The following is a 23,288-nucleotide window of genomic DNA, read 5'->3' as shown; positions in this document are numbered from 1 at the left end:
CCCGCGGAGGTCTCTTCCCCGCACGGCCATCTGTCGTAAAGCGTCGCGCATGATCCTCGAATGTCCCGAATGCAGCACCCGCTATCTGGTGCCCGACAGCGCGATCGGGGTGGAGGGCCGCACCGTACGCTGCGCCAATTGCCGGCACAGCTGGTTCCAGGAACCGCCGGTGCCCGAAGAGGAAGCGCTTGCCGCGCCTCCTCCTCCCCCTCCCCCGCCGCCGCCCGTCATGGCGGACCAGCCGCGCTTCGACCTGCCCGATGCGCCCGAGGAGGAGGCGCCGCCGCCGTTCCTGGAGCCTGCGGTGCTGCCGGGTGCGCGCGTCGCCGCGCCCGAGCCCGTCGTTGCCGCGCCGGACTATGACGCCTTCGCGCATCGCCCGCCGTTCCGGCCGCGCCGCAACGCGCTGCGCCGCTGGACGGTGATCGCGGTGTTGGTCGGACTGTTGCTGATCGCTGGGATCGGCGCGATCCTGTTCGTCGGTGCGCCGGGGCTGCTTGCGCGCGTCGGCCTGCCGGTCGGCACCGACGAATCGCCGCTGCGGCTGAAGGACAATCCGATCGAGCGGCGCGAGCTGGAAAACGGATCGGAACTGTTCGCGGTCAGCGGGCAGATCACCAATCCGTCGTCCGAAAAACAGCGCGTGCCGGATATCCGCGCCGAGCTGCGCGATGCCCAGGGCCGCATCGTCTACAGCTGGACGATCAACCCGCAGCAGCGGACGCTGAACCCGGGTGCGTCGATCGACTTCAATTCGGCCAAGCTGGACGTGCCGTCGAATTCTAAGCGGCTGGAGCTCAGCTTTGCCGGCGAAGCCGCCAACCCATAAGCGCGAACCGGCCGCCGTGCAGCACCGCGGCGGCCACCATGCCGAGGCCCGACGCCCAGACCAGCGCCATCGGCCCCATCCCCTGATGCACCAGCCACCAGCCCAAGCCGCCTGACACGATGAAATAGGCGAGGATGCTGTTGACCCCCGCCACCACCTGATCGCCAAGGCTGCGCAAGGCGTACATCAGTACGACCTGGATGCCATCGAAGACGATGAACGGCGCCCACACCGCCAGCATCGCGGTGCCGAGGACATGGACCGGCGCCGTCGCCGGGAACAGCGCGACGATTCCCGGCGCGGTCGCCCGTAAGATCAGCATCAGCAGGCCGAGCGCACCGATCGCCAGCCCGACCGCGATCAGCGTGCGAGGGATGGCGGCGGCCGGCTGCCCCTCCCCCACCGCATTGCCCGCACGCACCCCCGCCGCCGATCCCAGTCCGATCGCGATGGCGAAGGTGACGTTGTGGATCGAAAAGACGATCTGAAAGGCATGGGCGGCGACGTCGCCCAATTGCGTCGATAGCGCGATGAGGATCGAAAAGCCGGCAAGCTCCAGCCCCGAGGCGATCGCCGGGACGAGGCCGAAGGCGGCGAGCGCCACGACGCCGCGCGGCACGCTGGCCCAGGCGGCACGGTCTGTGCGCCGCACCTCACGCTCCTGGGCGCGCGGCAGGGTGAGCGCGCTCGCCACCATGCCGGCGGCACCCAGCAGCGAGGCGATGCTGGTCGCGAACGCCGCCCCCACCGCCCCCAATGCCGGCAGGCCGAGATGCCCCGCGGACAGCGCCCAGGCGAGCACCGCGTTGACCGGCAACACCGACAGATTGACCGCGGCGACGCGCCCGGGGCGGCTGACGCCTTCGAGGAAGAAGGCGGCGGCGACGTTCACTAGCTGGAACGGAAAGGCGACGGCAAAGGCGCGGACGACGCGCGCGCTCTCGTCGATCCGGTCCGCCGCAACGCCGACCAGCGCGAGCAGGGGTTCGGCGGCGACCAGGAACAAGCCGCCGATCGCGACGCCGAGCAGCAGTCCCAGCACGAGGCCCTCACGCAGCACGCCGCCGGTGCGCGGCAGATCGCCCGCGCCGTCGGCCCGCGACGCCATGACCAACACGCCCGACAGCCAGGAGAGCCCGGCGACGATGCCGACGAAGCCCAGCGCGCGGCTGGCACCCAGCGCCGCCACCTCTTCGGTGGCGACGAGACCGACGACCATCACGTCGGTCACCTGCAGCAGCGTCCAGTTGAGGCTGGTCAGCACCACCGGCCAGGCGAGCGCCAGCAGGCGCCGGGTTTCACCATGGATCGAAAGAGCTTGGCGGACCGTCATGGCCCCGCGCTACCGGAGTGGGCAGGCCGCGAAAACGAAAAAGGGGCGCTTGCGGAGCATGAAACGCTTTGCTAGGGGCCTGCGCCTGCCAGATGCCGGCTCCGCCCGGTATTCTCATCACGTGCGGCCGTGGCGGAATTGGTAGACGCGCAACGTTGAGGTCGTTGTGGGCGAAAGCCCGTGGAAGTTCGAGTCTTCTCGGCCGCACCACTCTTCAAAGAAATCGCAGAACGCTCGTCGGTCAGGCGGCGCCCAGCCGGCGCAGATAGGCGCGGACCGCGGTCTGGCCGGTATCGCTGAGCGAGACCTCCATGCGCCGCCGGTCGTGCGGATCGATGACGCGATCGACCAGCTTCAGCTTGTGCAGATGATCGATCCAGCGCTGCGACGTGGTGACCGGCGTATGCGCGGTGCCGACCAGCGCCTTGACGTTCAGCGTCCGCCGCTCCTCATGCGCGACGAACAGCGCGAGCAGCATGTCCCACGCGGGCTCGTGGAACAATTCGGCCGGAAAGTGATCGAAACGCGCCATGCGCTGCGCCAGCAATTGCTTGGCGAGCTCGCGCGCATCGGGTGCCGCCGCCGCCTCGTCGCGGTTCGGCCGGTCGTGCGTTTCGTCGCCGGTATCGCCATACGCGAGCCGATCCGCGCGCGCGCCAAATTCACTGGCGATGGCCGACAATTGTGCCGTCAGGTCCTTGACCAGCCCGGCAATGGATTCCCCCGCCATCCGGCGCCCCCCAATGCGTTAATTGTCGAACGGAAATCTAGGCGACATCCATCGGGAAACACAAGAAATTCTCGGAGAATTCCATTACCCCCGATGCGACCGAAACGCACCAATCGCCATTTTATCGTGAGGCATGCATCCATTTCGGCGGCGACGCGTTCTTGCCTGTCGTTCGCCGTTTCGGCGGACGTGTGAAGGACCCCGGTGCCGCTCCCCCCTTACGCCTGCCTGCGCGCCATCGGTACGGCCGTGCCCGCGAACGATATCCACAATGCCTTCATCGGCTGGGCCAAGGCCCAGGTCGAGCCGCGCCATGCCGCGCTGTTCGATCGCATGGCCGCGCGCGCCGGTATCACGCATCGTTGGTCGGTCCTGCCGGGGAGCGCTGGGCACAGCCCGGTCGATGCGGGCGGCTTCTATGCGGACGCGCTGCCCGGTACGGCGGCGCGGATGGCGGTGTATGCCGAGGCTGCACCGGCGCTGGCCCTCGCCGCGATCGACGATCTGGCGACGCGCGTGGAGCTGGACGGCATCACCCATCTGGTCGTCGCGAGCTGCACCGGCTTCGTCGCGCCGGGGATCGACCAGATCATCGCCGCGCGGCTGGGCCTGCCGACCGCGGAGCGGCTGCTGATCGGATTCATGGGCTGCTATGCCGCAGTGGTCGCGTTGCGCACCGCGCGGCATATCGTCCGGTCCGACCCCGACGCCCGCGTGCTGGTGGTGACGGTGGAGCTGTCGACGCTGCATCTGCAGGCGACGCACGAGATCGAGCCGCTGCTCGCCATGCTGCAATTCGGCGATGGTGCCGCCGCGGCGCTGGTGACGGGCGCCGATGCGGAGACGCAGGGGCTGATGCTGGAGGCGCCCTTTGCCGCGACGCTGCCCGACAGCGAGGCGCTGATCCGCTGGAATATCACCGACACGGGCTTTGCGATGCACCTCGACGGGGCGGTGCCGGGACGCATCGCCGCCGCGCTGCACGATCCCGCGCTGGTCGCGACGCTGACCGACGGGGCGCCGGCGCAGGACCTGTTCTGGGCGGTGCATGCCGGCGGACGATCGATCCTGGATGCCGTGCAGGGCGCGCTGGCGCTCGACGGCACCGCGCTGGCGGCGTCGCGCGCGGTGCTGAGCGACAATGGCAACATGTCGTCGGCGACGCTGATGTTCGTGCTGGCCCGCCTGCTCGCCGCCCCGCCCGCGGTGGACCAGGGTGTCGCGCTTGCCTTCGGTCCCGGGCTTGCCGCCGAAGGATTGCGGCTGCGGTTCGTGGCATGACGCTCGCCACCCGTGCCCAGGCGGACGAACTGATGGACGCGGACGATCTGCCCGCGGACGTCTATGCCGCGGTGGTCGCCGACCTGGCGCGCGTCAACGTCGTGACGATGGCGGCGCGACCGACGCTGCGCTTCCTGGCGCGTGCCGCGCGCGGCGCCGATCGGCTGCGCATCCTCGACGTCGGGTTCGGCGATGGCGACATGCTGCGGCGGATCGCGCTCTGGGCGGCGAAGCGGCGGCTGCCGGTCGAGCTGGTCGGCGTCGACCTCAACCCGCGCAGCGAGGCGGCGGCGCGCGCGCATACCCCGCCCGAGCTGCCGATCCGCTGGATCACCGGCGATTATGCCGATCTGGCGGGCGGCGGATGGGACGTGATCCTGTCGAGCCTGGTCGCGCACCATATGACGCACGATCAGCTGATCGCCTTCCTGCGCTTCATGGAGACCGAAGCCAGGCGTGGCTGGCTGGTCAACGACCTGCATCGGCACGGTTTCGCGCATGCGGGCTTCCCACTGCTGGCGCGGATCGCGCGCTGGCATCCGATCGTGCGGCATGACGGCACGCTGTCGATCGCGCGCTCCTATCGCCCAGCCGAATGGCCGCCCCTGCTCGCAGAGGCGGGTATCTCACATGCGCGGGTGTTCCGCGCCTTCCCCTTCCGGCTATGCGTCGAACGGCTGCGCTGATCGTCGGCGGCGGGCCGGCCGGATCGGCCGCGGCGATCCGCCTGGCGCGTGGTGGCGTGACGCCGCTGCTGCTCGAGCGGCATGCGGCCGCGGATGCGCTGTGCGGCGGCTTCGTCAGCTGGCGGACGCTCGATCGGCTGAAGGATCTGGGTATCGACGCCGATGCGCTCAACCGCGATCGGCTGACCGAGGTGGTGCTATTCGCGGGCCAGCGCGTGCGGACCGCACGCCTGCCCCGCCCCGCCGTCGGCGTGTCGCGGCGGCGGCTCGATACTTTGCTCCGCGAACAGGCGCAGGCGAGCGGCGCGGGGCTCGAAACCGGCGTCACGGTGCGCCGGGTAGAGGGCGATGCGGTGTGGCTGGACGACGGCTGCCCGCTGCGCGGCGACGCGCTGTTCCTTGCCACGGGCAAGCACGACCTGCGCGGCCTTGCCCGGCCGGCGGAGGCGCGCGGCACGGACCCGACGTTGGGCGTGCGCGTGCGGCTGGGCCCGGCACCCTCGCTGGAGCAGGCGTTGCGCGGGCGGATCGAGCTGCACCTGTTCGACCGCGGCTATGCCGGCATCGCCTTGCAGGAGGATGGCAGCGCCAATCTGTGCATGGCGGTCCACCGATCACGCCTGCACGAGGCGGGCAGCCTGCCCGCGCTGCTGGACGCCTTGGGCGCGGCGCATCCGCGGCTGGGCGAGCGGCTCGCCTATCGCGCGTCGGATGCGCCGATCGATGCGATCGCCAACGTGCCCTATGGCTGGCGCGAGCGCGGCGGCGCGGCGGGGCTGTTCCGGCTGGGCGACCAGGCGGGGGTCATCCCCAGCCTGGCCGGCGAAGGCATGGGCATCGCGCTGGCGAGCGGGATCAGCGCCGCGGACGCGTGCCTGCGCGACGGTCCTGCCGGATCGGCGGCGTGGCAGGCACGGTTCGCGCGGCAGCTGATCCGGCCGATGGCGGTCGCAGGCGCGATCCGGACGCTGGCGGAGCGGCGCTGGGCCGCGCTGGGCGTTGCATTGGCGCCGCCCGGGCTCATCGGACTGATCGCCAGCGCGACGCGGGTGGCGGGCTGAGCCGCCACCGGTCGCAGCGTCCGCGCAAATCGGCGCGGCCCGATGCGCACGTGCTTGTGACCCGCCCCGGAAGCGCGTAATCGCGGGCCCCTCCATGGCTCGTGCGCGCACCTCCCGCTCCGCTCCCGCCCCCCGCTCTCGTTGGCGTCGGCGGATCGTCGTTACCCTCCAGATTCTGATCGGTCTCGGCATCCTCGCCTTCGGCGCGCTGGTGATCGCGGTCTATGTCGCGCGCTCGCAGCTGCCGAGCTTCGACGAGCTGAAAAGCTCGCCCAACGGCCAGATGATCCGCGTCCATGCCGCCGACGGCAGCATCATCGCCTCATTGGGCCCAAGCTACGGCGAATGGCTGCCCTATGCGCAGATCCCCAGGATCATGCGGCAGGCGACCGTTGCGGTCGAGGATCGCCGGTTCCGCGGCCATCCGGGCGTCGACCCGATCGGCATTGCGCGGTCGGTGCAGGTCCGCTTCGAACGCGGGCGCTGGGTGCAGGGCGGATCGACGATCACGCAGCAGCTGGCGCGCAACGTCTTCCTGAACAACCAGAAGAAGTTCGGCCGCAAATTCCGCGAATGGATCCTGGCGCTCGCGCTGGAACGCAAGTTCAGCAAGGACGAGATCCTCGAGCTGTACCTCAACAAGATGTACTACGGCGGCGGCACCTATGGCATCGACGCCGCGAGCCGGAAGTTCTTCGGCCATGGCGCGAATCACCTGAGCATCGGCGAGGCCGCGGTGATCGCCGGGCTGGTGAAGGCGCCGTCCAACTATTCGCCGACCGCCGATGCCGAGGCGGCGCGCGGCCGCGCCGGGGTGGTGCTGCAACAGATGGTGCGCGCAGGCGACATCACCGAGGCGCAGGCGCAGGCGGCGGACGTCGCCGACCTGAAGCTGACGCCCGAACGCCAGCAGAACAGCGCGCGCTACTTCACCGACTGGGCGCTGCCGCAGCTCGATACGCTGATCGACGAGACCAGCGCGCCGCTAGAGGTGTGGACGACGCTGGACCCCGCGATGCAGCGCGAGGCGGATGCGGCGATTCGCGCCAATGCGCCGAACGGCGTGCAGGGTGCGCTCGTCAGCCTGGATCGCGACGGCGGCGTGCGCGCGATGGTCGGCGGCAAAGATTACGTCACCTCGATCTACAACCGCGCGACGCAGGCGGTGCGCCAGCCGGGATCGGCGTTCAAGCTGTTCGTTTATCTCGCCGCGCTGGAGGCCGGGCATAAGCCCGAGGATACGATCGTCGATGAACCGGTGACGATCGACGGCTGGAGCCCGCGCAACGATTCGCGCCGCAATTCGGGGCCGGTCAGTCTGCGTACCGCCTTCGCCTATTCGCTCAATACGGTGGCGGCGAAGCTGGGGCAGGAAGTCGGCTTTTCCACCATCGCCGCGATGGCGCGCCGCTTCGGCATCACGACGCCGATCAACACGCATCCCGCGATGGTGCTGGGCACCAGCGACGTGCGGCTGATCGACATGACGAGCGCCTTCGCCAGCGTCGCCAACAAGGGCGTCGCGGTGACGCCGTACGGCATCACGCGCGTCACCGCGAACGGCCAGACGATCTATAGCCACGAGGTGGATCGCAGCCGCGTGCTCGTCGCGCCCTATGTCGCGGCCGAGATGATCGACCTGTTGCAGACCGCGGTGAACACCGGCACCGGCCGCGCCGCGCAGATCGGTCGGCCTGTCGCGGGCAAGACCGGCACCACCACCTCGCTGAAGGACGGCTGGTTCCTGGGCTTCTCGAGCGGTCTTACTACCGGCGTGTGGATGGGCCGCGACGACGCCAAGCCCGTCGCCGGGCTGCACGGCGGCACCGCGCCGGCCAAGGCATGGGCGGCGTTCATGAAGCCCGCCACCGCCAACCGGCCGATCGAGCAGTTCGATACGCAGGTGACGCTGCCCGACTGGCAGCTGGAGCCGGATGAGGAGGCCTATTACGGCCAACCCGACGATGGCTCTGCGGGCGCGCCGATGGTCGATCCGGACGGCAATCCGCTGCCCCAGGCGCCGCGCGAGACCGATCCGCAGGCGCAGGGCGAACCGGCGGACGGCGGCGCGCCCGACACGCCGCCGCAGCAGCAGCTGAACGACCTGATCGACCGCGTCACCGGCCGCGATGCGCCGTCGCGAGATCCGGCGCCGCGTGATGGCGTGCGGGACGGGCAGCGTGCGCCCTCCGCCACCGCTCCGTCGCGGCAGGGCCCGCCGCCGCGTGATGGCTATCTGCCGCCGCGCGCGCCGCTACAGCGCCCGGTTCAGGACGATCGCCCGACCCAGTGAAGCCCCGCGCCGTGCGTGCGCAGCCAGGCGCGCGCCGGCGTCGGATCGCCGTCGTACAGCTGCGCGACGAGCGCGTGGAAAGCGGGGCTGTGGTTCATGTGGACGCGGTGCGCGACCTCATGCGCCACCGTCGCGCGGCGTACCCAAGCGGGAGCGAGGATCAGCCGCCAGCTGTAGCGGATGACGCCGTCGACGGCGCAGCTGCCCCAGCGCCCGCGCGCATCGCCGATCGCGACCTTCGTCACGCTCACGTCGGCTTTGTCCGCATAATAGGCCGTGTCGTCGGCCAATTGGTCGAGCGCGGTGCGCTTCAGCCACGTCTCGACGCGGCGCGGCAGCGTGTCGAGCGGGCCGGATAGCGACAGCGTGTCGCCCACCACCTCGACCCGGCGACGGCTACCCGGCTGCCAGTCGATGGTCAGCGACCGGTCGGCGACGGTCAGCACCATGCCCGGCGCATAGGGCCGCGCCACCGGCAGACGCGCCTGCTGTTCGGCGATCCAGTCCGCCTTGCCGCGCGCCCAGGCGAGCGCGGGCTTCAACGCGGCGCGGCGCGGCAACACCAGCCGGGCGCGGCCGCTCGCCGGATCGATCGACAGGCGCACGCGCCGCGCGGTGGGGTGGCGGACGACCTCGAACGGGTCGCTCACAGCTCGCGATCGACGATATGGTTTTCGAGGTCGCCGACATCGTCCTCGCTGACCGTCCAGCCGCGCACCGAGATACCGGCGATATGGACCGTCTCGCGATCGCCGCTGATCAGATAATGCCAGTCGCGCAACGGCTCGCCCGCCGCGCGCAGGCGATAGGCGCAGGTGGAGGGCAGCCAGTCGATGTCGCGGACATTGCCCGCGGTCAGCCGCACGCATTCGGGCACATAAGCGCGGCGGTGTTTATAGTCGGAGCAGAAGCCGGTGCGGCGGTTCAACAGCCGGCAGGCGACGTTGGTCGGCACGACCTCACCCGTATCCTCGTCCTCCAGCTTGTGGATGCAGCATTTGCCGCAGCCGTCGCACAGAGCCTCCCATTGGCCGCGATCAAGCTGCTCGATCGGCAGCTCCCAGAATTTGCTCATGTCGCCCAGCGCTTGATCTCGTCGGCCACGGCTTGCGGCCCCTTGTCCGACGGCAGCAGCGCAAGCGGCTTGCCGTCCGGGCTCATCAGATAGGTGGCGCGGCTATGATTCACCAGATAGCCGCCGCCGGGCTGCGCTTCGCCCTTGCCGGCGAACACGCCATAGGTCTGCGACACCGCGGCGATCTGCGCGGGCGTGCCGGTCAGCCCGACCATCTGCGGCGAAAAGGCGGAGACGAAGCTTTTCAGGACCTTGGGCGTGTCGCGTTCGGGATCGACGCTGACGAAGATCGGTACGATCCGCTTGGCGAGATCGGGATCGCTCTTGGCGAGCAGCGCAACGCCCTTGCCGATCGCCGCCGCGTCGGTGGGGCAGACATCGGGGCAATAGGTGTAGCCGAAATACATGATCCGGTATTTGCCCGCGAAATCGCGGTCGGTGACGGTGCGGCCGTCCTGATTGACCAACGTGAATGGCCCGCCGATCTTTGCGCCGGCGAGCGGCGGCGCCGTGGTGGCTGCGGGCTGGCAGGCGGCCACCGCCAAAGCGGCGGCGGGCACGGCGAGGCGGGCGAAGCGCAGAATGTTCATGACCGTGGCAGCTGTGATCTGTTACCGGTGCGCCCGCAAGTCTTGTCCAAGGGACCTACGATGATCCGCCGCCCTTTCCTGCTCGCCCTCAGCCTCGCCGCCGCCGTGATCACCCCCGCCGCCGCGCAGCAACAGTCCGAAAGCTACAAATTCCTGCAGGCGATCGAGAAGGAGGACGGCAAGACCGTCACCACGATGATCGAAACGCCGGGCAGCACGATCATCAACACCAAATCGCCCACCACCGGCCGCGGCGCGCTGCACGACCTGACGAGCCATTCGGGCAATCTCTACATGCAGTATCTGCTGCAGCATAAGGCCGATCCCAACATCCGCGATGCCAAGGGCAATACGCCGCTGGCGCTGGCGGTGATGGCCGGACGCGACGATCTGGTCGACCTGCTGCTGATGTTCAAGGCGAACCCGAATCTCGCCAATTCGTCGGGCCAGACGCCGCTGATCCTGGCGGTGAACACCCGCAACGAAGGCATTGCGCGCACGCTCATCAACAAGGGCGCAGACCCCGACCAGACGGACAATCTCGCCGGCCTGTCGGCGCGCGACTATGCGGTGCGCGATTCGCGCAATCCGGCGATGGTGGCGCTGTTCAAGGATGCGCCGAAGAAGGTGCGCGCCCAGGTGTCCGGCCCGCGGTTGTAGAGCGGACCTCTGCGGGGTCGCATGATCCTCCCCCGCCAGGGGGAGGTGGCATGCCGCAGGCATGACGGAGGGGGCAGAAAGGAACGTCCCTGCCCACGACGCGTGCCCTGACCTCCCCCTCCGTCACCGCCTTCGGCGGCGCCACCTCCCCCTGGCGGGGGAGGAATGATCGGTGCCACGGCGCAGGGCCGGGATGACGGTTTGGGATTAGAGGTTCAGCAGTCGCGCGACCTCGGTAAAGTCGTGCGCGATCGCCTGGACGCCCAGCGCCTTCAGCCGGGCGTCGTGGCCGATGGCGCAATGCGTGCCGGCGCACAACCCGATGACGTGGCCGCCGGACGCGACCGCGCCGGTGGCGCCGACCGGGGAATCCTCGAGTATCGCGCACGCCTCGATCGGCACGCCGATCGCCGCGGCGCCGTGCCAATAGAGGTCGGGCGCGGGCTTGCCGCGGGTTACGTGCTCGCGGCCGCTATAGATATGGTCGCCGAACGCGTCGGCGAGGCCGATATGGTCGAGGTGACGGCGGATCCAGCGGGTCGGGCTGGACGAGACGACCGCGCGCGGCAGATCGGCGGGCAGCGAGCGCACGAAGGCGACGGCACCGGCCACCGCATCGATCCCCTCCGCCATCGCGCGCGCATCCTCCGCATCCCGCGCCGCGTCGAAGCTTGCGGGGATCGGGCCGCCGATCCACGCCTCGATCGCCGTGCGGAAATCGGGGCCGGCGAGACCCATGAAGTTCGCCATCGAATCTTCGGGGGTCGTCGGATAGCCCGCGTCGGTGAGCCATTCGGCAAGCTGGCGGTTGCCGGCGAATTCACTCTCGATCAGGACGCCGTCGAAGTCGAACAACAGGCCACGCGGCGTCATGCGGCGGCTCCGCCACGGGCGCCGAACAAGGCGCTGCCGACGCGGATGTGCGTCGCACCGATCGTCACCGCGGTCGGATAATCGGACGACATACCCATGCTGAGCCCAGTCAGGCCGACCTCGCGCGCCAGCTTGGCGAGCAGCGCGAAATAGGGCGCGGGCTCGACGTCTGCGGGCGGAATGCACATCAGCCCGACGATCGGCAGACCGGCAGCGCGCGCCTGATCGAGCAGGGCGGGCAGATCGGGGATGGCGCAGCCGCCCTTCTGGTCTTCCGCGCCGATATTGACCTGCACGAAACAGTCGGGGCGGCGGCCGGTCTTCGCCATCGCCTTGCCCAACGCCTCGACCAGCGACGGGCGGTCGACCGAATGGATCGCGTCGAACAGCGCGACCGCGTCGTCGGCCTTGTTCGACTGGAGCTGGCCGATCAGGTGGAGCGACACGCCCGGATAGGCCGCGCGCAGCGCCGGCCATTTCTCCGCCGCCTCGGCAACGCGATTTTCGCCGAAGACGCGATGGCCTTCGTCGAGCAGTGGACGGATCGCATCGGCGTCGTGCGTCTTGGACACGGCGATCAGCGTCACCGCCTCCGCCTTCCGGCCGGCGATGTGCGCGGCCTGGGCGATGGCGGTGGTGACATTGTGGAGAGCGGAGGGTGCAGGCGGGGACAGGGTGTCGGCGGTCATGACGCTCGCTATAGCGGGGTGGTGGCCGATCTGAACCGCAATCTGTCTCCCCGGCGTCATGCGTGGCTGATGACCGACGAACGCATCGGCGCGGCGCTGCTGCCCGCGATCCGGGCGTTGCCGCCAGGTGCGGGCGTGGTGTTCCGCCATTACGGCCTGCCGCGAGGCGAGCGGCATCGGCTGTTCCTGATGGTGCGGCGGCTGGCGACGGCGCGCAAGTTGCGGATTAGTGCAGCCGGCGGGTTGCCAGGCGTCGGGTCGCATGGCGGCCGACGGGCCCTCACCCATGCGGCGCATGACCGGCGCGAGGCGATTCGCGGTATCCGCGCGGGGGCAGCGTGGCTGTTCGTGTCGCCGGTCTTTGCTACCCGGTCGCATCCGGGTGCGCGGGCGCTGGGCGTGCGGCGGGCGGTGGGTGTCGGACGAGGGCTTGGCGCCGGCCGTGTTGCGCTCGGCGGGATGACGGGCGCGCGCTGGTTGGCGATCCGCCGCTATGGCTTCGATGGCTGGGCGGCGATCGATGGGCTGATGCCGGGCAGGCGCTAGGCGAACTGCCGGTCGTCATTGCGAGCGTAGCGAGGCAATCCAGGGCGTCATGATCCGGCTCTGGATTGCTTCGCTACGCTCGCAATGACGGGGGTGTTGCGACTGCTTCGCACCATCAGCAAAAGATCCTAGCCTTCACTGCGATGACGGTGATCAGGTCAGGTCACGCCCGCCCCGTCACCGATGATCAGAAGCGGAAGGCGGTGCCCACGTAGACCGACTGGCTATCGCGCCGCGTATCGTCGAGGCGGGTCAGGCGGTCGCGATCCGAGCGGTAGCGCATGCCGGCGGTCAGATCGAGGTTGCGGGTCAGCGAATAGGAGCTGCTGACGTCGACGGAATAGCTCGACGGTTCCTGCGTCAGCTTCGGCGTAGTGTCGAGCGGACGATCGGAGACCGCCATCACGCGGCTGCTGGCGCGGCCGGCGCGATAGGTGAGCGCGACATCGGTCGATTCGCGGCTGCCGGGCACGGGGCCGAGATCGATGTGGTTGATGCCCCCGGAGACCGCAAAGCGCTTCCAGCCCACCGATGCACCGAGGTTGTAGGCGATCGGCTGGATGCCGACGGTCGGTGCCGGTGCGGTGGTGCGGGCGGCATCGGCGAGTGCGACGCGGTTCGAGCGGACGCGGACCGCGACGGTCACCGCGCGCTTGTCCTGCCGGGCCTCTGCCGGGGTGAAGCGGAAGTCCATGCCGTCGAGGCCGCCGCGCGCGATCGCCGCGGCGAGTCGCGGGTCTGCCGCGGCCGGGGTGAAGGATCCGGTGAAGCGCGGTGTGGCCGACGTGATGCGACGGGCGGGCTGGGCGCGTTCGGCGGCGCCGAATGCGGGCGCGACGGCGACGCCGGCAGCGACCAGCGCTCCCGCCATCAACACAGTCATCGCACGCCCACCGGCACGCTTCGCAAACACAAGCAGTCCCCTCGACTCCCGCTGCAACGCGCCTAACACGATTCCGGCGCGCGCCAATATGGAAGTATTGCTGGCTCAGGCATCATTTTGTCCGACTGTTGCAATCGGCACACAGGTTTTGGCGGCCGATCGTCCCAATCCGGTCGAATCACGGCTCGCTTGCGGGTGATCGTGCGCATCTATAGAGCGAGAGCGCTTCTTTTTCTGCAGGACAGTCACGCCCATGATCCGCTCGTTGCGCACCGCCCTCATGGTCGCCGCCATCGCCCTGCCGCTCGCCGCTTGCGGTGGTCGCGGCAACAAGACCGTCGCGAGCGCCGATCTCGCCGCGTCGAAGATCACGACGATCGGCGTCAACTCCTACCTGTGGCGCGCGAGCCTCGACACGCTGTCGTTCATGCCGCTGCTCCAGACCGATTCCAACGGCGGCGTCATCGTCACCGACTGGTACGTCAACCCGCAGGTGCCGACCGAGCGGATGAAGGTGACCGTGTCGATCCTGGACCAGGACCTGCGCGCCGATGCGCTCCGCGTCGCGGCGCTGCGCGAAGTGAACCGCGGCGGCCAGTGGGTGTCGGCGCCGGTACAGGCCGCGACGACGCAGAAGCTGGAAGACATCATCCTCACCCGCGCCCGCGACCTGCGCCGGGCGTCTATCGCGGGCTGATGCCTGCCTGCGGTGCCGGGCCCCCTTGCGGCCGGCACCGCGCTGATAACGGAAATTGCTGAATGACCACGCGTTTCAACGCGCTGACCGCGGACTCGGCCTGGCAGAAGGTCTGGGACGATCGCCAGACCTTTGCCGCCAAGGATAACAGCGGCAAGCCGCAAAGCTACGTCCTCGAGATGTTCCCCTATCCGTCGGGGCGCATCCACATGGGCCACGTCCGCAACTATACGATGGGCGACGTGCTGGCGCGGTTCCGCCGGATGCGCGGCTATGAAGTGCTCCACCCGATGGGCTGGGACGCGTTCGGCATGCCCGCCGAGAATGCCGCCATGGAAAAGGGCGTGCATCCGGGCACCTGGACGCTCGCCAATATCGAGACGATGAAGGCGCAGTTGAAGCGCCTGGGCTTCGCGCTCGACTGGAGCCGTGAGCTCGCCACCTGCAAGCCGGATTATTACGGCCACGAACAGGCGCTGTTCCTCGACATGCTCGAGAATGGCCTGGTCTATCGCAAGGAATCGGCGGTCAACTGGGATCCGGTCGACATGACCGTGCTCGCCAACGAGCAGGTGATCGACGGGCGCGGCTGGCGGTCGGGCGCGTTGGTCGAGAAGCGCAAGCTGAACCAGTGGTTTTTGAAGATCACGCAATTCGCCGACGAGCTGATCGAAGGGCTGGGCGAGCTGACGCACTGGCCCGACAAGGTCAAGCTGATGCAGGAGAACTGGATCGGCAAGAGCCAGGGCCTGACCTTCGGGTTCCAGGTGTCGAACGGCGAGACGATCGAGGTGTTCTCGACGCGGCCCGACACGATCTTCGGCGCGAGCTTCGTCGCGGTGGCGGCGGATCATCCGATCGCACAGGCGCTGGCTGGCAACCCGGAGGTTGCCGCTTTCATCGCACGCTGCAAGCAGGGCGGCACGACCGCGGCCGAATTGGAGACGCAGGAAAAGCTGGGCTACGACACCGGCCTCACTGCCGCGCATCCGTTCGATCCCGCGCGCCGGCTGCCCGTCTATATCGCGAACTTCGTGCTGATGGAGTATGGCACCGGCGCGGTGATGGGCGTGCCGGCGCACGACCAGCGTGACCTCGATTTCGCGCGGAAGTACGACCTGCCGGTGCAGCGCGTCGTCGCGGATGGCGACACGACCGATCCGGTGTTCGAGGGTGACGAGGCCTATACCGGCCCCGGCGCGCTGGTGAACTCGGCGTTCCTCGACGGGATGGACGTGGAGGCCGCCAAGCGCGCGGTCATCGCCAAGGCCGAAGACGGCGGTTGGGGCAAGGGTTCGACCGTCTATCGCCTGCGCGACTGGGGCGTGAGCCGCCAGCGCTATTGGGGCACGCCGATCCCGGTGATCCATTGCGAGGCGTGCGGCGTCGTGCCGGTGCCGAAGGATCAGCTGCCCGTCGTGTTGCCCGATGACGTGTCGTTCGACGTCCCAGGTAATCCGCTCGATCGCCATCCGACGTGGAAGCATGTCGATTGCCCGTCGTGTGGCAAGCCGGCACTTCGCGAGACCGACACGCTCGATACGTTCGCCGATTCGTCCTGGTATTTTATACGCTTCGCCAGCCAGCCAAAGGACAAGCCGTTCGACCGCGCCGTCGCCGAGAGCTGGCTCCCGGTCGGCCAGTATATCGGCGGTGTGGAGCATGCGATTCTTCACCTGCTCTACGCGCGCTTCTGGACGCGGGCGCTCAAGCACATGGGACTGCTCGACATCGCCGAGCCGTTCACCGGCCTGTTCACGCAGGGCATGGTGACGCACGAGACGTACAAATCCTCGGACGGCCGCTGGCTATCGCCCGGCGACATTCGCGACGGCATCGAAACCGCGACCGGTAATCCGATCACGGTCGGCCGCGTCGAGAAGATGTCGAAGTCGAAGAAGAACACGGTCGATCCCGAGCCGATCGTTGATCGCTACGGTGCCGACGCGACGCGCTGGTTCATGCTGTCCGACTCGCCCCCCGAACGCGACCTGCCGTGGAGCGAATCAGGAATCGAGGGTGCATGGCGCTTCGTCCAGCGGCTGTGGCGCCTGTTCGACGGCGAAACGCCGGAACCGGGTGACGGCGACGATGCGGCGCTCGATCGCAAGCTGCACCAGACGATCCTGGGCATCGAACAGGACATCGAGGCGCTCGCCTTCAACAAGGCGGTCGCGCGGCTGTACGAGTTGGTCACCGCCATCGAGCGTGCTGCGCCCGGCGCGTCGCGCCGCAACGCGGTCTACACGCTGATGCTGCTCGTCGCGCCGATGGTCCCGCACATTGCCGAAGAGGCCTGGGCAGCCAAGGGCCTGGACGGCTTGATCGCCGATGCGCCCTGGCCCGAGGTCGATGCGCGCCTGCTGGTCGAGGATGAGGTGACGATCGCGGTGCAGGTCAACGGCAAGCTGCGCGATACGCTGACGGTCCCGAAGGACATGGACCGCGAGGCGCTGCAGGCCGTGGCGCTGGCCAGCGACAAGATCGTCCGGAGCCTCGACGGCAAGGCCCCCAAAAAAGTGATCGTCGTTCCCGGCCGATTGGTGAATATCGTCGCATGATCCGTTTTGCCGCGCTTCGCCTGACGCTCCTCGTACCACTCGCGCTGATGGCCAGCGCCTGCGGTCTCAAGCCGCTATATGGCGGCGGTGCTGGCGGCGCGGTCGCGGGCACGCTCTCGCATGTCGAGGTCGCGCCGATCGAGGGCAAGGCTGGCTGGCTGATGAGCAATGCGCTGCGCGACCGGCTGGCGGCGGATGGCAGCAATGCGCCGCGCTATCGCCTCGACGTGAAGCTCGACGACAAGATCGCCGGCTTCGGCGTCCGGCGCGACGACAGCGTGACACGCGAGCGGAGGACGCTGCGCGCGCGCTATCAGCTGGTCGATCTCAATGACGGCAGCGTCCTGGTCGACGCGACGGCAGGATCGGACGCGGGCATCGACGTCGTCCAATCCGAATATGCGACGATCGCGGCGGAGAATACGGCGCTGGAGCGCCTGTCGGGGATCGTCGCGGACCAGATCGTCTCGCGGCTTGCCGTCTACGCCAACGGCCGTCCTGCGGGGCGATGAAGGCTAACGCGCGCGATATCCGGTCGGCGCTGGAACGCCCGTCGCCGGATATCCGCCTGTATCTGCTTCACGGTCCCGATGCCTCGGCGGCGGCGGAGCTTGCGGGCTTGCTCGCCAAGGCGATGGGACCGGAGGCGGAGCGTATCGATCTGGACGGCGCAACGCTGCGCTCCGATCCAGCGCGTTTGTCTGACGAGGCGGCCTCCATGTCCTTGTTCGGTGGTGCGCGGCATATCCGCGTGTCCCCGGCGGGTGAGGAGTGCCTGGAGGCGTTCACCGCGCTGCTGGAGGCGGATCATGCCGGCAACCCCGTGGTGGCGCTGGCACCCACGGTCAAATCGACCGCTAAGATCGTCAAGCTGGCGATCGACTCGCGCCGGGCGATGGCGTTTGGCGCCTATGAACCCACCGCGGCTGATCTGGAGCGCCTGGCAGCGGGCATGGCGCGCGATGCGGGCCTGCGCCCCGGCGGCACCGTGCCGGCGCGGCTGGCGGCCGCCTGCGGTGGCGATCGTGCGGTGCTGGCGCGCGAGATCGAGAAACTGGCGCTATTCCTCGACGCGGCGCCTGACCGCCCGCACGACTTGGACGATGCGGCGCTCGACGCGATCGGCGCGGACCTGGGCGAAGCGGAGACGAGCCGGGTAGTGGACGCCGTCGTCGGCGGGCAGACCGCGGTGCTGGGTGCGGAACTGGCCCGGTTGAGCGAGGCCGGCACCTCGCCCATTCCGTGGCTGCGCCAACTTGCGCGCAAGCTGATGACGCTGGCCGAGATGAAGGCGGAGATCGACGCCGGCGCTGGGCAAGACAGCGTCTTCAAACGCCACCGCGTGTTCTTTCGGGAGGAAGCCGCGACCGCGCAGGCGCTGCGGCGCTGGAATGCCGCGATGCTGGCGGCCGCGCTCGACCGGGTGCGGCATGCCGAGCGGGCGGTGATGGCGAGCGGGAATGCGGGCGGCGTTCTCGCGGACCATGCGCTGACCGAGCTGACCCGTGGGGTCGAGCGGCGGGGGTAGGCCCGCCTCGCTCGTATCGTCACGCCTGCGCAGGCCGGGCTCTTGGTGCGCCTTATAACCGGCAGATCCCAGCCTGCGCTGGGATGACGATCAGGTCGGTTTTAGCGCAAGACCCGCCCGAATAGCGCCAGCGCCCAGCCGGTCGCCGCGACGAACAGCGCCGGATCGTAGCGCGGCCCCTCGTCGCGCAGGAACGCATGCTGGGCGTTCACCTCATGCCATTCATACGTCGCGCCGACGTCTTCGAGACGCGTCCGGATTGCCTCACGCCCCGCATAGGGGACATGCGGGTCCTGCCGGCCCCAGACGAACAGCGTCTCCGCCTTGAGATCGACCATGCGCGCCAGGCTATCGTCGCTGCGCCCCTCGCCCAGCGTGCCGCTGTGGATATCGGTGGGATAGAAACACGCGGCGGCGCGGACCCGCGGATCGAGTGCGGCGCGATAGGCCAGATGGCCGCCGAGGCACACGCCGACCGTTCCCAGCGCGCCGGTGCAGGCCGGATGTGCGACGAGCGCGTCGAGCGCGATCCGGGCGTCGCTATCATAGGCCGCGACGGGCTTCGCGATCTTCAGCGCATTGCCGCGATCGGTGCCCGGCGGATCGTAGCGGAGCACCGTGCCCGGCACCTCGTATTCGTGATAGACCTCGGGCACCGCCACGACATAGCCGTGCCCCGCGAAAAACGCCGCAAGCCGACGGATCGGGTCGGTGACCTGATAGATTTCCGAAAACAGCAACAGCCCAGGATAACGCCCCTCCGCCACCGGGCGGAACCAGTGCGTCCGCATCACCCCGCCATCCGGCGTCGGCAGATCGTCGTGCTCGTCCGATCGGAGGATCATATCGTGTCGCCGGTCAGGCGCTGGCACACCATGTCGAGCTGATCGAGCGTGCCATAGGTCAGCGTCAGCGTGCCGCCCTTGTCGCTATGCGCGATGCGGACGTTGAGACCGAGCAGGTCCGAGAGCTGGCGCTCCAGTGCCGCGATATCGGCGTCAGGCGCCTGTGGGGCCGCGCCACCGCCGCGGCTACCCCCTGCCCGCTCCGGCTTGGCGCCGCGGGCGAGCTTTTCCGTTTCGCGTACCGATAGGCCGCGGGCAACGACCTGCTCCGCCAATATCTCGACATCGCGCGCACCGAGCAGCGCGCGCGCGTGGCCCATCGACAGCGAACCGTCGGTGACGCGCGCCTGCACATCGGCCGGAAGTTCCAGCAATCGCAATAGGTTAGCGACGTGACTGCGCGATTTGTGGACGATCTTGGCCAGCGCTTCCTGCGTATGGCCATATTCGCCCGCAAGCCGCTGATACGCCTGCGCCTCTTCGATCGCGTTGAGGTCCTGGCGCTGGATATTCTCGATCAGCGCAATTTCGAGCGTCTGCGCATCGTCGAAGTCGCGGACGACGACGGGCACCTCATGCAGCCGGGCCCGCTGCGCCGCGCGCCAGCGGCGTTCACCCGCGACGATCTGATAATCGTGACCGTGCGGCCGGACGACGATCGGCTGGATCAGTCCGCGCGCGGCGATCGAGGCGGCGAGTTCGTCGAGCAGCGCATCGTCGAAATGGCGACGCGGCTGATCGGGGTGCGGCGCCAAGGCGCTGACCGGCAGCATGCGTACGCCGCTCGGCGTGTTGCTCTTGGCGCCGGGCGTGACAGGTGCCTCGGTCGCCATCTCACCCAGCAACGCGCTGAGGCCCCGCCCCAGCCCGGCCGGGCGGCTGCGCTTGCCACCATCGCTCATGCCGCCACCGCAGCTGTTTGCGGCAAGCGTGCGATCAGCTCGCGCGCAAGATCGATATAGGCCTGCGATCCCGAACAGCGATGATCGTAGATCAGCGCGGGCAGACCATGGCTCGGCGCTTCGGACAGGCGGACGTTGCGCGGGATCACCGTGTCGAACACCACCTGCCCCAATACCGCGCGGACATCGGCCGCGACCTGATCGGTCAGGCGGTTGCGACGATCGTACATGGTGAGCGCGACGCCGAGGATGGCGAGGCCGGGATTGAACCGTTCGCGGATTCGCTCGACCGTGGTCAGCAGCTGCGACAGCCCTTCCAGCGCGAAGAATTCGCATTGCAGCGGCACCAGCAATTTGTCCGCGGCGACCATGGCATTGATGGTCAGCAGGCCCAACGACGGCGGGCAATCGATCAACACGATGTCCCAGCGCCCCTTCACCTGCGCCAGTGCGCGATCGAGACGATGGGTCCGGTGGTCGAATTCGACCAGTTCGATCTCGGCGCCCGACAGATCCTGCGTCGCGGGCACCAGATCGAGGCGCGGCACCGGCGTGCTGATGACGGCATCGGCAATCTCCGCCTCGCCGACGAGGACGTGATAGCTCGACCGCCCGCGCTTGGCTTGGCCGATGCCGAGACCCGTGGACGCGTTGCCCTGCGGGTCGAGATCGATCAGCAGAACGCTCTTGCCGGTCGCCGACAGCGCCGTGGCGAGGTTGATCGCGCTGGTGGTCTTGCCCACCCCACCTTTTTGATTGGCGACGGCGATACAGGTCATGGTGCGCGCCCCTTGTGACGATCGACGATGAGGATCGCCGAGTCCGGATCGGTAAGACTATGTTCCACGTGAAACACTCGATCGCGCTGGCGGCGGAGCGCGGTAAGCTGCTCCGGCTCGATCCGACCGCGAGGCAGGATCCAGCGCGTGTCTGGTTTGGCGCATGGCGCTGCTGCTTGCAAAAGCTTTTCGACCGATGCCACCGCGCGGGCGGAGATAATGTCGTACCGTCCCGAGACAGCCTCAACCTTACTTGCCATCACATCAGCGTTGGCGATGCCGAGGTGGTCGACACATGCCTGGAGAAAGGCGGCGCGCTTCTTTCGCGGTTCCACCATCGTCACCTTGCCGTCGAAGAGCAGCGCGACGACCATGCCGGGAAAACCGCCACCGGTGCCAATATCCAGCCACGACTCCGCTGATTGTTCCACGTGAAACATCAACTGCGCCGAGTCGAGTGCGTGGCGCACCCAGATCGTCTCGATCGTCGATGGCGCGATCAGATTTTGCAGATCGTTCTCAGCGACCACCATATCGAGAAACACGGCGATCCGCTGAACGCGATCCGGTCCGTACCGCTCCGTCATCAATCCGCGAGCGTCATCTTCGGTCATGCTGCCCGCCTTTGTGCGTAAAGATAGATGGCGGATAGCGCCGCCGGAGTAACGCCCTGCACGCGCGAGGCCGCGCCCAGCGAGCCCGGACGCGCTCTGCGGAGCCGATCGATCATCTCGTTCGACAGCCCAGGCACCGCGTCATAATCCAAATCGGACGGTAGCACCGCGTGCTCGTCACGGCGCATCCGCTCGACCTCTTCGGCCTGCCGCTCGAGGTAGGGGGCGTAACGCGCATCCTCAATGACTTCGTCGAGGACCCCAGCCGGAGCGATGCCGACCACGTCGGGCGCGACCATGTCGAGCGTGACGCCCGACATACGCAGCCATTCATAGGCGGTCCGCCGGCTGCCATCCTGCGCGACCTTCGCACCGCGCTGGGCGAGTTGCGATGCGGTGACCATGCCCGACAATCCTGCGCGGATCGTCATTCGCTGCTCGTGCAGATCGCGCTGGTGTGCTCGCCGGGCGTCGCTCAGACATCCAAGCCGTTCGGCGATCGGGCCGAGCCGCGTCTCCGCATTGTCGGCTCGGAGCGACAGGCGATATTCGGCGCGCGCGGTCAGCATGCGATAGGGTTCGGTGACCCCCTGCAACACCAGGTCGTCGATCATCACCCCCGTATAGCTCGATGCGCGATCGAGAACGCAGGGCTCCAGATCGCACGCGGTCGCCGCCGCGTTGAGGCCGGCGACAAGGCCCTGCCCCGCCGCTTCCTCATAGCCCGTCGTGCCGTTGATTTGTCCCGCGCAATACACGCCGGGAATAGCCGCCAGCGCGAGCGTCGCGTCCAGACTGCGCGGGTCGAGATAATCATATTCTACGGCATAGCCAGGCAGCGTGATTGTCGCGCGCTCGAGCCCGGTGATGCTGCGGATCATCGAAGTCTGCACATCGACGGGCAAAGAGGTCGACAGGCCGTTCGGATAGACGGTCGCATCGTCCAGTCCCTCGGGTTCGAGAAAGACCTGATGTCCGTCCCGGTCGCCAAAGCGGTGCACCTTGTCTTCGATCGACGGGCAATAGCGGGGGCCCTGCCCCGCGATCGCCCCCCCGAAGAGCGGCGAGCGATCGAGCCCACTGCGGATCGCATCGTGCGTCGCGCCATTGGTGCGGGTGATCGCACAGGCGACCTGCGGCAGCAGACGCGCCGTGGTCATCGGCGACATGGTCCATGGATCGGTATCGGACGGCTGCTCGTCGAGCCGCGCCCAGTTGATCGTGCGGCCGTCGATCCGTGGCGGGGTGCCGGTCTTCAGACGCGACAGCGGCAGGGCCAGCGCCCGCAATTGCTCCGCCAGCTTGCGCGCCGCGCGCTCGCCGATGCGACCGCCCTCATGGCGTTCGTCACCCCGGAACATTCGGCCGCCAAGGAAGGTGCCGGTCGCCAGTACCACGGTCCGCCCCGCGATCCGCGCGCCATCGCCCAATACGACGCCGGTCGCGCGACCCCCGTCGATGACCAGTGCGTCGACATCGCCTTCGCCGATCGTCAGCGTCGGGAGGGCGGCGAGCATCGCCTGGATCGCCGCGGCATAGCGCCGCCGGTCCGCCTGGATGCGTGGTCCCTGCACCGCCGCGCCCTTGCTGCGGTTGAGCATCCGGTAGTGGATCGCCGCGGCGTCGGCGGCCCGGCCGATCAGGCCGTCGAACGCGTCGACTTCACGAACGATGTGTCCCTTGCCCAAGCCGCCGATCGCCGGGTTGCACGACATCGCTCCGATCAGGCGTCGGTCGTGGCTAAGCAGCAGGGTGTTTGCGCCACGGCGCGCGGCGGCAGCGGCGGCTTCGGTGCCGGCATGGCCACCACCGACGACGATCACGTCATACATG

24 protein-coding genes and 1 tRNA gene are annotated in these 23,288 nt (G+C 68.6%); 12 read left to right on the top strand and 13 right to left on the bottom strand.

Annotated elements, in window-relative coordinates:
* The first annotated feature begins 49 nt into the window (after positions 1-49).
* A complete protein-coding gene (locus tag SPHME3_RS0104435; RefSeq protein WP_017980486.1) occupies positions 50-829 on the top strand; it encodes an MJ0042-type zinc finger domain-containing protein in 780 nt (259 codons plus the stop codon).
* Here the strand turns inward: SPHME3_RS0104435 and SPHME3_RS0104430 are convergent.
* Positions 798-2,162, bottom strand: coding sequence for an MATE family efflux transporter (locus SPHME3_RS0104430; protein WP_018250581.1), 1,365 nt, complete (start codon positions 2,160-2,162; stop codon positions 798-800). The two genes, SPHME3_RS0104435 and SPHME3_RS0104430, sit on opposite strands and share 32 nt — an antisense overlap.
* A 123-nt stretch (positions 2,163-2,285) precedes the next feature.
* On the opposite strand from SPHME3_RS0104430, the gene SPHME3_RS0104425 reads away from it, so the two are divergent.
* Positions 2,286-2,372 (top strand) — tRNA-Leu (locus tag SPHME3_RS0104425).
* Between the two features lie 31 nt (positions 2,373-2,403).
* Here the strand turns inward: SPHME3_RS0104425 and SPHME3_RS0104420 are convergent.
* A complete protein-coding gene (locus SPHME3_RS0104420) occupies positions 2,404-2,892 on the bottom strand; it encodes a winged helix-turn-helix transcriptional regulator (RefSeq protein ID WP_017980488.1) in 489 nt (162 codons plus the stop codon).
* Positions 2,893-3,096: 204 nt separating this feature from the next.
* Here SPHME3_RS0104420 and SPHME3_RS0104415 point away from each other — a divergent pair, with 204 nt between their 5' ends.
* The 4 genes from SPHME3_RS0104415 (at position 3,097) to SPHME3_RS0104400 (ending at position 8,213) form a co-directional block, all read left to right on the top strand.
* Positions 3,097-4,173 carry a type III polyketide synthase gene (locus SPHME3_RS0104415; protein ID WP_020486633.1) on the top strand — a complete coding sequence of 359 codons (1,077 nt, stop codon included), beginning with the start codon at positions 3,097-3,099 and terminating at the stop codon, positions 4,171-4,173.
* Positions 4,170-4,859: a methyltransferase domain-containing protein gene (locus SPHME3_RS0104410; RefSeq protein WP_017980490.1), complete on the top strand. Its 690-nt coding sequence runs from the start codon at positions 4,170-4,172 to the stop codon at positions 4,857-4,859. The genes SPHME3_RS0104415 and SPHME3_RS0104410 overlap by 4 nt, the downstream gene beginning before the upstream one ends.
* Complete coding sequence (locus tag SPHME3_RS0104405; protein ID WP_017980491.1) at positions 4,838-5,920, top strand: NAD(P)/FAD-dependent oxidoreductase; 1,083 nt, start codon at positions 4,838-4,840, stop codon at positions 5,918-5,920. Before SPHME3_RS0104410 ends, SPHME3_RS0104405 begins: the two co-directional genes overlap by 22 nt.
* Positions 5,921-6,014: 94 nt before the next feature.
* Complete coding sequence (locus SPHME3_RS0104400; RefSeq protein ID WP_018250580.1) at positions 6,015-8,213, top strand: transglycosylase domain-containing protein; 2,199 nt, start codon at positions 6,015-6,017, stop codon at positions 8,211-8,213.
* Here the strand turns inward: SPHME3_RS0104400 and SPHME3_RS0104395 are convergent.
* From SPHME3_RS0104395 to SPHME3_RS0104385, 3 genes are read right to left on the bottom strand one after another with little or no spacing between them, the layout of a single operon-like run.
* The gene (locus SPHME3_RS0104395) at positions 8,189-8,863 is read right to left on the bottom strand and encodes a M48 family metallopeptidase (RefSeq protein WP_017980493.1); all 675 of its coding nucleotides are present in this window, start codon (positions 8,861-8,863) and stop codon (positions 8,189-8,191) included. The genes SPHME3_RS0104400 and SPHME3_RS0104395 overlap by 25 nt on opposite strands.
* Positions 8,860-9,288, bottom strand: a complete 429-nt coding sequence (locus SPHME3_RS0104390; protein WP_017980494.1) for a YcgN family cysteine cluster protein — start codon at positions 9,286-9,288, stop codon at positions 8,860-8,862. The genes SPHME3_RS0104395 and SPHME3_RS0104390 overlap by 4 nt, the downstream gene beginning before the upstream one ends.
* A complete protein-coding gene (locus SPHME3_RS0104385; protein ID WP_018250579.1) occupies positions 9,285-9,878 on the bottom strand; it encodes an SCO family protein in 594 nt (197 codons plus the stop codon). The genes SPHME3_RS0104390 and SPHME3_RS0104385 overlap by 4 nt, the downstream gene beginning before the upstream one ends.
* A 60-nt stretch (positions 9,879-9,938) precedes the next feature.
* Here SPHME3_RS0104385 and SPHME3_RS0104380 point away from each other — a divergent pair, with 60 nt between their 5' ends.
* Positions 9,939-10,538: an ankyrin repeat domain-containing protein gene (locus tag SPHME3_RS0104380; RefSeq protein ID WP_017980496.1), complete on the top strand. Its 600-nt coding sequence runs from the start codon at positions 9,939-9,941 to the stop codon at positions 10,536-10,538.
* A 207-nt stretch (positions 10,539-10,745) separates the two neighbouring features.
* Here SPHME3_RS0104380 and SPHME3_RS0104375 read toward each other — a convergent pair whose 3' ends face one another.
* Positions 10,746-11,411, bottom strand: coding sequence for an HAD family hydrolase (locus SPHME3_RS0104375; RefSeq protein ID WP_017980497.1), 666 nt, complete (start codon positions 11,409-11,411; stop codon positions 10,746-10,748).
* The gene (locus SPHME3_RS0104370) at positions 11,408-12,100 is read right to left on the bottom strand and encodes a YggS family pyridoxal phosphate-dependent enzyme (protein WP_017980498.1); all 693 of its coding nucleotides are present in this window, start codon (positions 12,098-12,100) and stop codon (positions 11,408-11,410) included. The genes SPHME3_RS0104375 and SPHME3_RS0104370 overlap by 4 nt, the downstream gene beginning before the upstream one ends.
* 69 nt (positions 12,101-12,169) lie before the next feature.
* Here SPHME3_RS0104370 and SPHME3_RS0104365 point away from each other — a divergent pair, with 69 nt between their 5' ends.
* Positions 12,170-12,646, top strand: a complete 477-nt coding sequence (locus SPHME3_RS0104365) for a thiamine phosphate synthase (RefSeq protein ID WP_231372473.1) — start codon at positions 12,170-12,172, stop codon at positions 12,644-12,646.
* A gap of 187 nt (positions 12,647-12,833) precedes the next feature.
* Here the strand turns inward: SPHME3_RS0104365 and SPHME3_RS0104360 are convergent, their stop codons facing one another.
* Positions 12,834-13,529: a hypothetical protein gene (locus SPHME3_RS0104360; RefSeq protein WP_286165002.1), complete on the bottom strand. Its 696-nt coding sequence runs from the start codon at positions 13,527-13,529 to the stop codon at positions 12,834-12,836.
* 253 nt (positions 13,530-13,782) lie between these two features.
* On the opposite strand from SPHME3_RS0104360, the gene SPHME3_RS0104355 reads away from it, so the two are divergent.
* From SPHME3_RS0104355 to holA, 4 genes are all read left to right on the top strand, one after another.
* Positions 13,783-14,226 carry a DUF3576 domain-containing protein gene (locus tag SPHME3_RS0104355; protein WP_017980501.1) on the top strand — a complete coding sequence of 148 codons (444 nt, stop codon included), beginning with the start codon at positions 13,783-13,785 and terminating at the stop codon, positions 14,224-14,226.
* Positions 14,227-14,288: 62 nt separating this feature from the next.
* Positions 14,289-16,787, top strand: coding sequence for a leucine--tRNA ligase (gene leuS / locus SPHME3_RS0104350; protein WP_017980502.1), 2,499 nt, complete (start codon positions 14,289-14,291; stop codon positions 16,785-16,787).
* Complete coding sequence (lptE, locus tag SPHME3_RS0104345; RefSeq protein WP_017980503.1) at positions 16,784-17,299, top strand: LPS assembly lipoprotein LptE; 516 nt, start codon at positions 16,784-16,786, stop codon at positions 17,297-17,299. The genes leuS and lptE overlap by 4 nt, the downstream gene beginning before the upstream one ends.
* The gene (gene holA / locus SPHME3_RS0104340; protein WP_017980504.1) at positions 17,296-18,315 is read left to right on the top strand and encodes a DNA polymerase III subunit delta; all 1,020 of its coding nucleotides are present in this window, start codon (positions 17,296-17,298) and stop codon (positions 18,313-18,315) included. The genes lptE and holA overlap by 4 nt, the downstream gene beginning before the upstream one ends.
* Positions 18,316-18,416: 101 nt before the next feature.
* Here the strand turns inward: holA and SPHME3_RS0104335 are convergent, their stop codons facing one another.
* From SPHME3_RS0104335 to mnmG, 5 genes are read right to left on the bottom strand one after another with little or no spacing between them, the layout of a single operon-like run.
* Positions 18,417-19,160 carry a dienelactone hydrolase family protein gene (locus tag SPHME3_RS0104335; protein WP_017980505.1) on the bottom strand — a complete coding sequence of 248 codons (744 nt, stop codon included), beginning with the start codon at positions 19,158-19,160 and terminating at the stop codon, positions 18,417-18,419.
* Positions 19,157-20,062 carry a ParB/RepB/Spo0J family partition protein gene (locus SPHME3_RS0104330; RefSeq protein WP_017980506.1) on the bottom strand — a complete coding sequence of 302 codons (906 nt, stop codon included), beginning with the start codon at positions 20,060-20,062 and terminating at the stop codon, positions 19,157-19,159. Before SPHME3_RS0104330 ends, SPHME3_RS0104335 begins: the two co-directional genes overlap by 4 nt.
* Positions 20,059-20,841, bottom strand: coding sequence for a ParA family protein (locus SPHME3_RS0104325; protein ID WP_017980507.1), 783 nt, complete (start codon positions 20,839-20,841; stop codon positions 20,059-20,061). Before SPHME3_RS0104325 ends, SPHME3_RS0104330 begins: the two co-directional genes overlap by 4 nt.
* On the bottom strand, positions 20,838-21,455 hold the full coding sequence (gene rsmG / locus SPHME3_RS0104320; protein WP_017980508.1) for a 16S rRNA (guanine(527)-N(7))-methyltransferase RsmG: 618 nt from the start codon (positions 21,453-21,455) through the stop codon (positions 20,838-20,840). The genes SPHME3_RS0104325 and rsmG overlap by 4 nt, the downstream gene beginning before the upstream one ends.
* Positions 21,452-23,287 (bottom strand): tRNA uridine-5-carboxymethylaminomethyl(34) synthesis enzyme MnmG, encoded by a 1,836-nt coding sequence (gene mnmG, locus SPHME3_RS0104315; RefSeq protein ID WP_017980509.1) that lies wholly within the window; start codon positions 23,285-23,287, stop codon positions 21,452-21,454. Before mnmG ends, rsmG begins: the two co-directional genes overlap by 4 nt.
* Between the last annotated feature and the right edge of the window lies 1 nt (position 23,288).

It is taken from the genome of Sphingomonas melonis DAPP-PG 224 (genome assembly GCF_000379045.1).
Lineage (GTDB): Bacteria > Pseudomonadota > Alphaproteobacteria > Sphingomonadales > Sphingomonadaceae > Sphingomonas > Sphingomonas aquatilis.
The sequence above is the reverse complement of the archived record's forward strand: the minus strand, read 5'-3'. Positions and strand labels throughout refer to the sequence as shown.

Excerpts from the sequence above, each read along its gene's own strand:
- SPHME3_RS0104435 (WP_017980486.1), top strand. The coding sequence starts at position 50 with ATGATCCTCGAATGTCCCGAATGCAGCACCCGCTATCTGGTGCCCGAC.
- SPHME3_RS0104430 (WP_018250581.1), bottom strand. The coding sequence starts at position 2,162 with ATGACGGTCCGCCAAGCTCTTTCGATCCATGGTGAAACCCGGCGCCTG.
- SPHME3_RS0104420 (WP_017980488.1), bottom strand. The coding sequence starts at position 2,892 with ATGGCGGGGGAATCCATTGCCGGGCTGGTCAAGGACCTGACGGCACAA.
- SPHME3_RS0104410 (WP_017980490.1), top strand. The coding sequence starts at position 4,170 with ATGACGCTCGCCACCCGTGCCCAGGCGGACGAACTGATGGACGCGGAC.
- SPHME3_RS0104405 (WP_017980491.1), top strand. The coding sequence starts at position 4,838 with ATGCGTCGAACGGCTGCGCTGATCGTCGGCGGCGGGCCGGCCGGATCG.
- SPHME3_RS0104400 (WP_018250580.1), top strand. The coding sequence starts at position 6,015 with ATGGCTCGTGCGCGCACCTCCCGCTCCGCTCCCGCCCCCCGCTCTCGT.
- SPHME3_RS0104390 (WP_017980494.1), bottom strand. The coding sequence starts at position 9,288 with ATGAGCAAATTCTGGGAGCTGCCGATCGAGCAGCTTGATCGCGGCCAA.
- SPHME3_RS0104385 (WP_018250579.1), bottom strand. The coding sequence starts at position 9,878 with ATGAACATTCTGCGCTTCGCCCGCCTCGCCGTGCCCGCCGCCGCTTTG.
- SPHME3_RS0104380 (WP_017980496.1), top strand. The coding sequence starts at position 9,939 with ATGATCCGCCGCCCTTTCCTGCTCGCCCTCAGCCTCGCCGCCGCCGTG.
- SPHME3_RS0104375 (WP_017980497.1), bottom strand. The coding sequence starts at position 11,411 with ATGACGCCGCGTGGCCTGTTGTTCGACTTCGACGGCGTCCTGATCGAG.
- SPHME3_RS0104370 (WP_017980498.1), bottom strand. The coding sequence starts at position 12,100 with ATGACCGCCGACACCCTGTCCCCGCCTGCACCCTCCGCTCTCCACAAT.
- SPHME3_RS0104365 (WP_231372473.1), top strand. The coding sequence starts at position 12,170 with ATGACCGACGAACGCATCGGCGCGGCGCTGCTGCCCGCGATCCGGGCG.
- SPHME3_RS0104360 (WP_286165002.1), bottom strand. The coding sequence starts at position 13,529 with ATGACTGTGTTGATGGCGGGAGCGCTGGTCGCTGCCGGCGTCGCCGTC.
- SPHME3_RS0104355 (WP_017980501.1), top strand. The coding sequence starts at position 13,783 with ATGATCCGCTCGTTGCGCACCGCCCTCATGGTCGCCGCCATCGCCCTG.
- leuS (WP_017980502.1), top strand. The coding sequence starts at position 14,289 with ATGACCACGCGTTTCAACGCGCTGACCGCGGACTCGGCCTGGCAGAAG.
- lptE (WP_017980503.1), top strand. The coding sequence starts at position 16,784 with ATGATCCGTTTTGCCGCGCTTCGCCTGACGCTCCTCGTACCACTCGCG.
- holA (WP_017980504.1), top strand. The coding sequence starts at position 17,296 with ATGAAGGCTAACGCGCGCGATATCCGGTCGGCGCTGGAACGCCCGTCG.
- SPHME3_RS0104335 (WP_017980505.1), bottom strand. The coding sequence starts at position 19,160 with ATGATCCTCCGATCGGACGAGCACGACGATCTGCCGACGCCGGATGGC.
- SPHME3_RS0104330 (WP_017980506.1), bottom strand. The coding sequence starts at position 20,062 with ATGAGCGATGGTGGCAAGCGCAGCCGCCCGGCCGGGCTGGGGCGGGGC.
- SPHME3_RS0104325 (WP_017980507.1), bottom strand. The coding sequence starts at position 20,841 with ATGACCTGTATCGCCGTCGCCAATCAAAAAGGTGGGGTGGGCAAGACC.
- rsmG (WP_017980508.1), bottom strand. The coding sequence starts at position 21,455 with ATGACCGAAGATGACGCTCGCGGATTGATGACGGAGCGGTACGGACCG.
- mnmG (WP_017980509.1), bottom strand. The coding sequence starts at position 23,287 with ATGTATGACGTGATCGTCGTCGGTGGTGGCCATGCCGGCACCGAAGCC.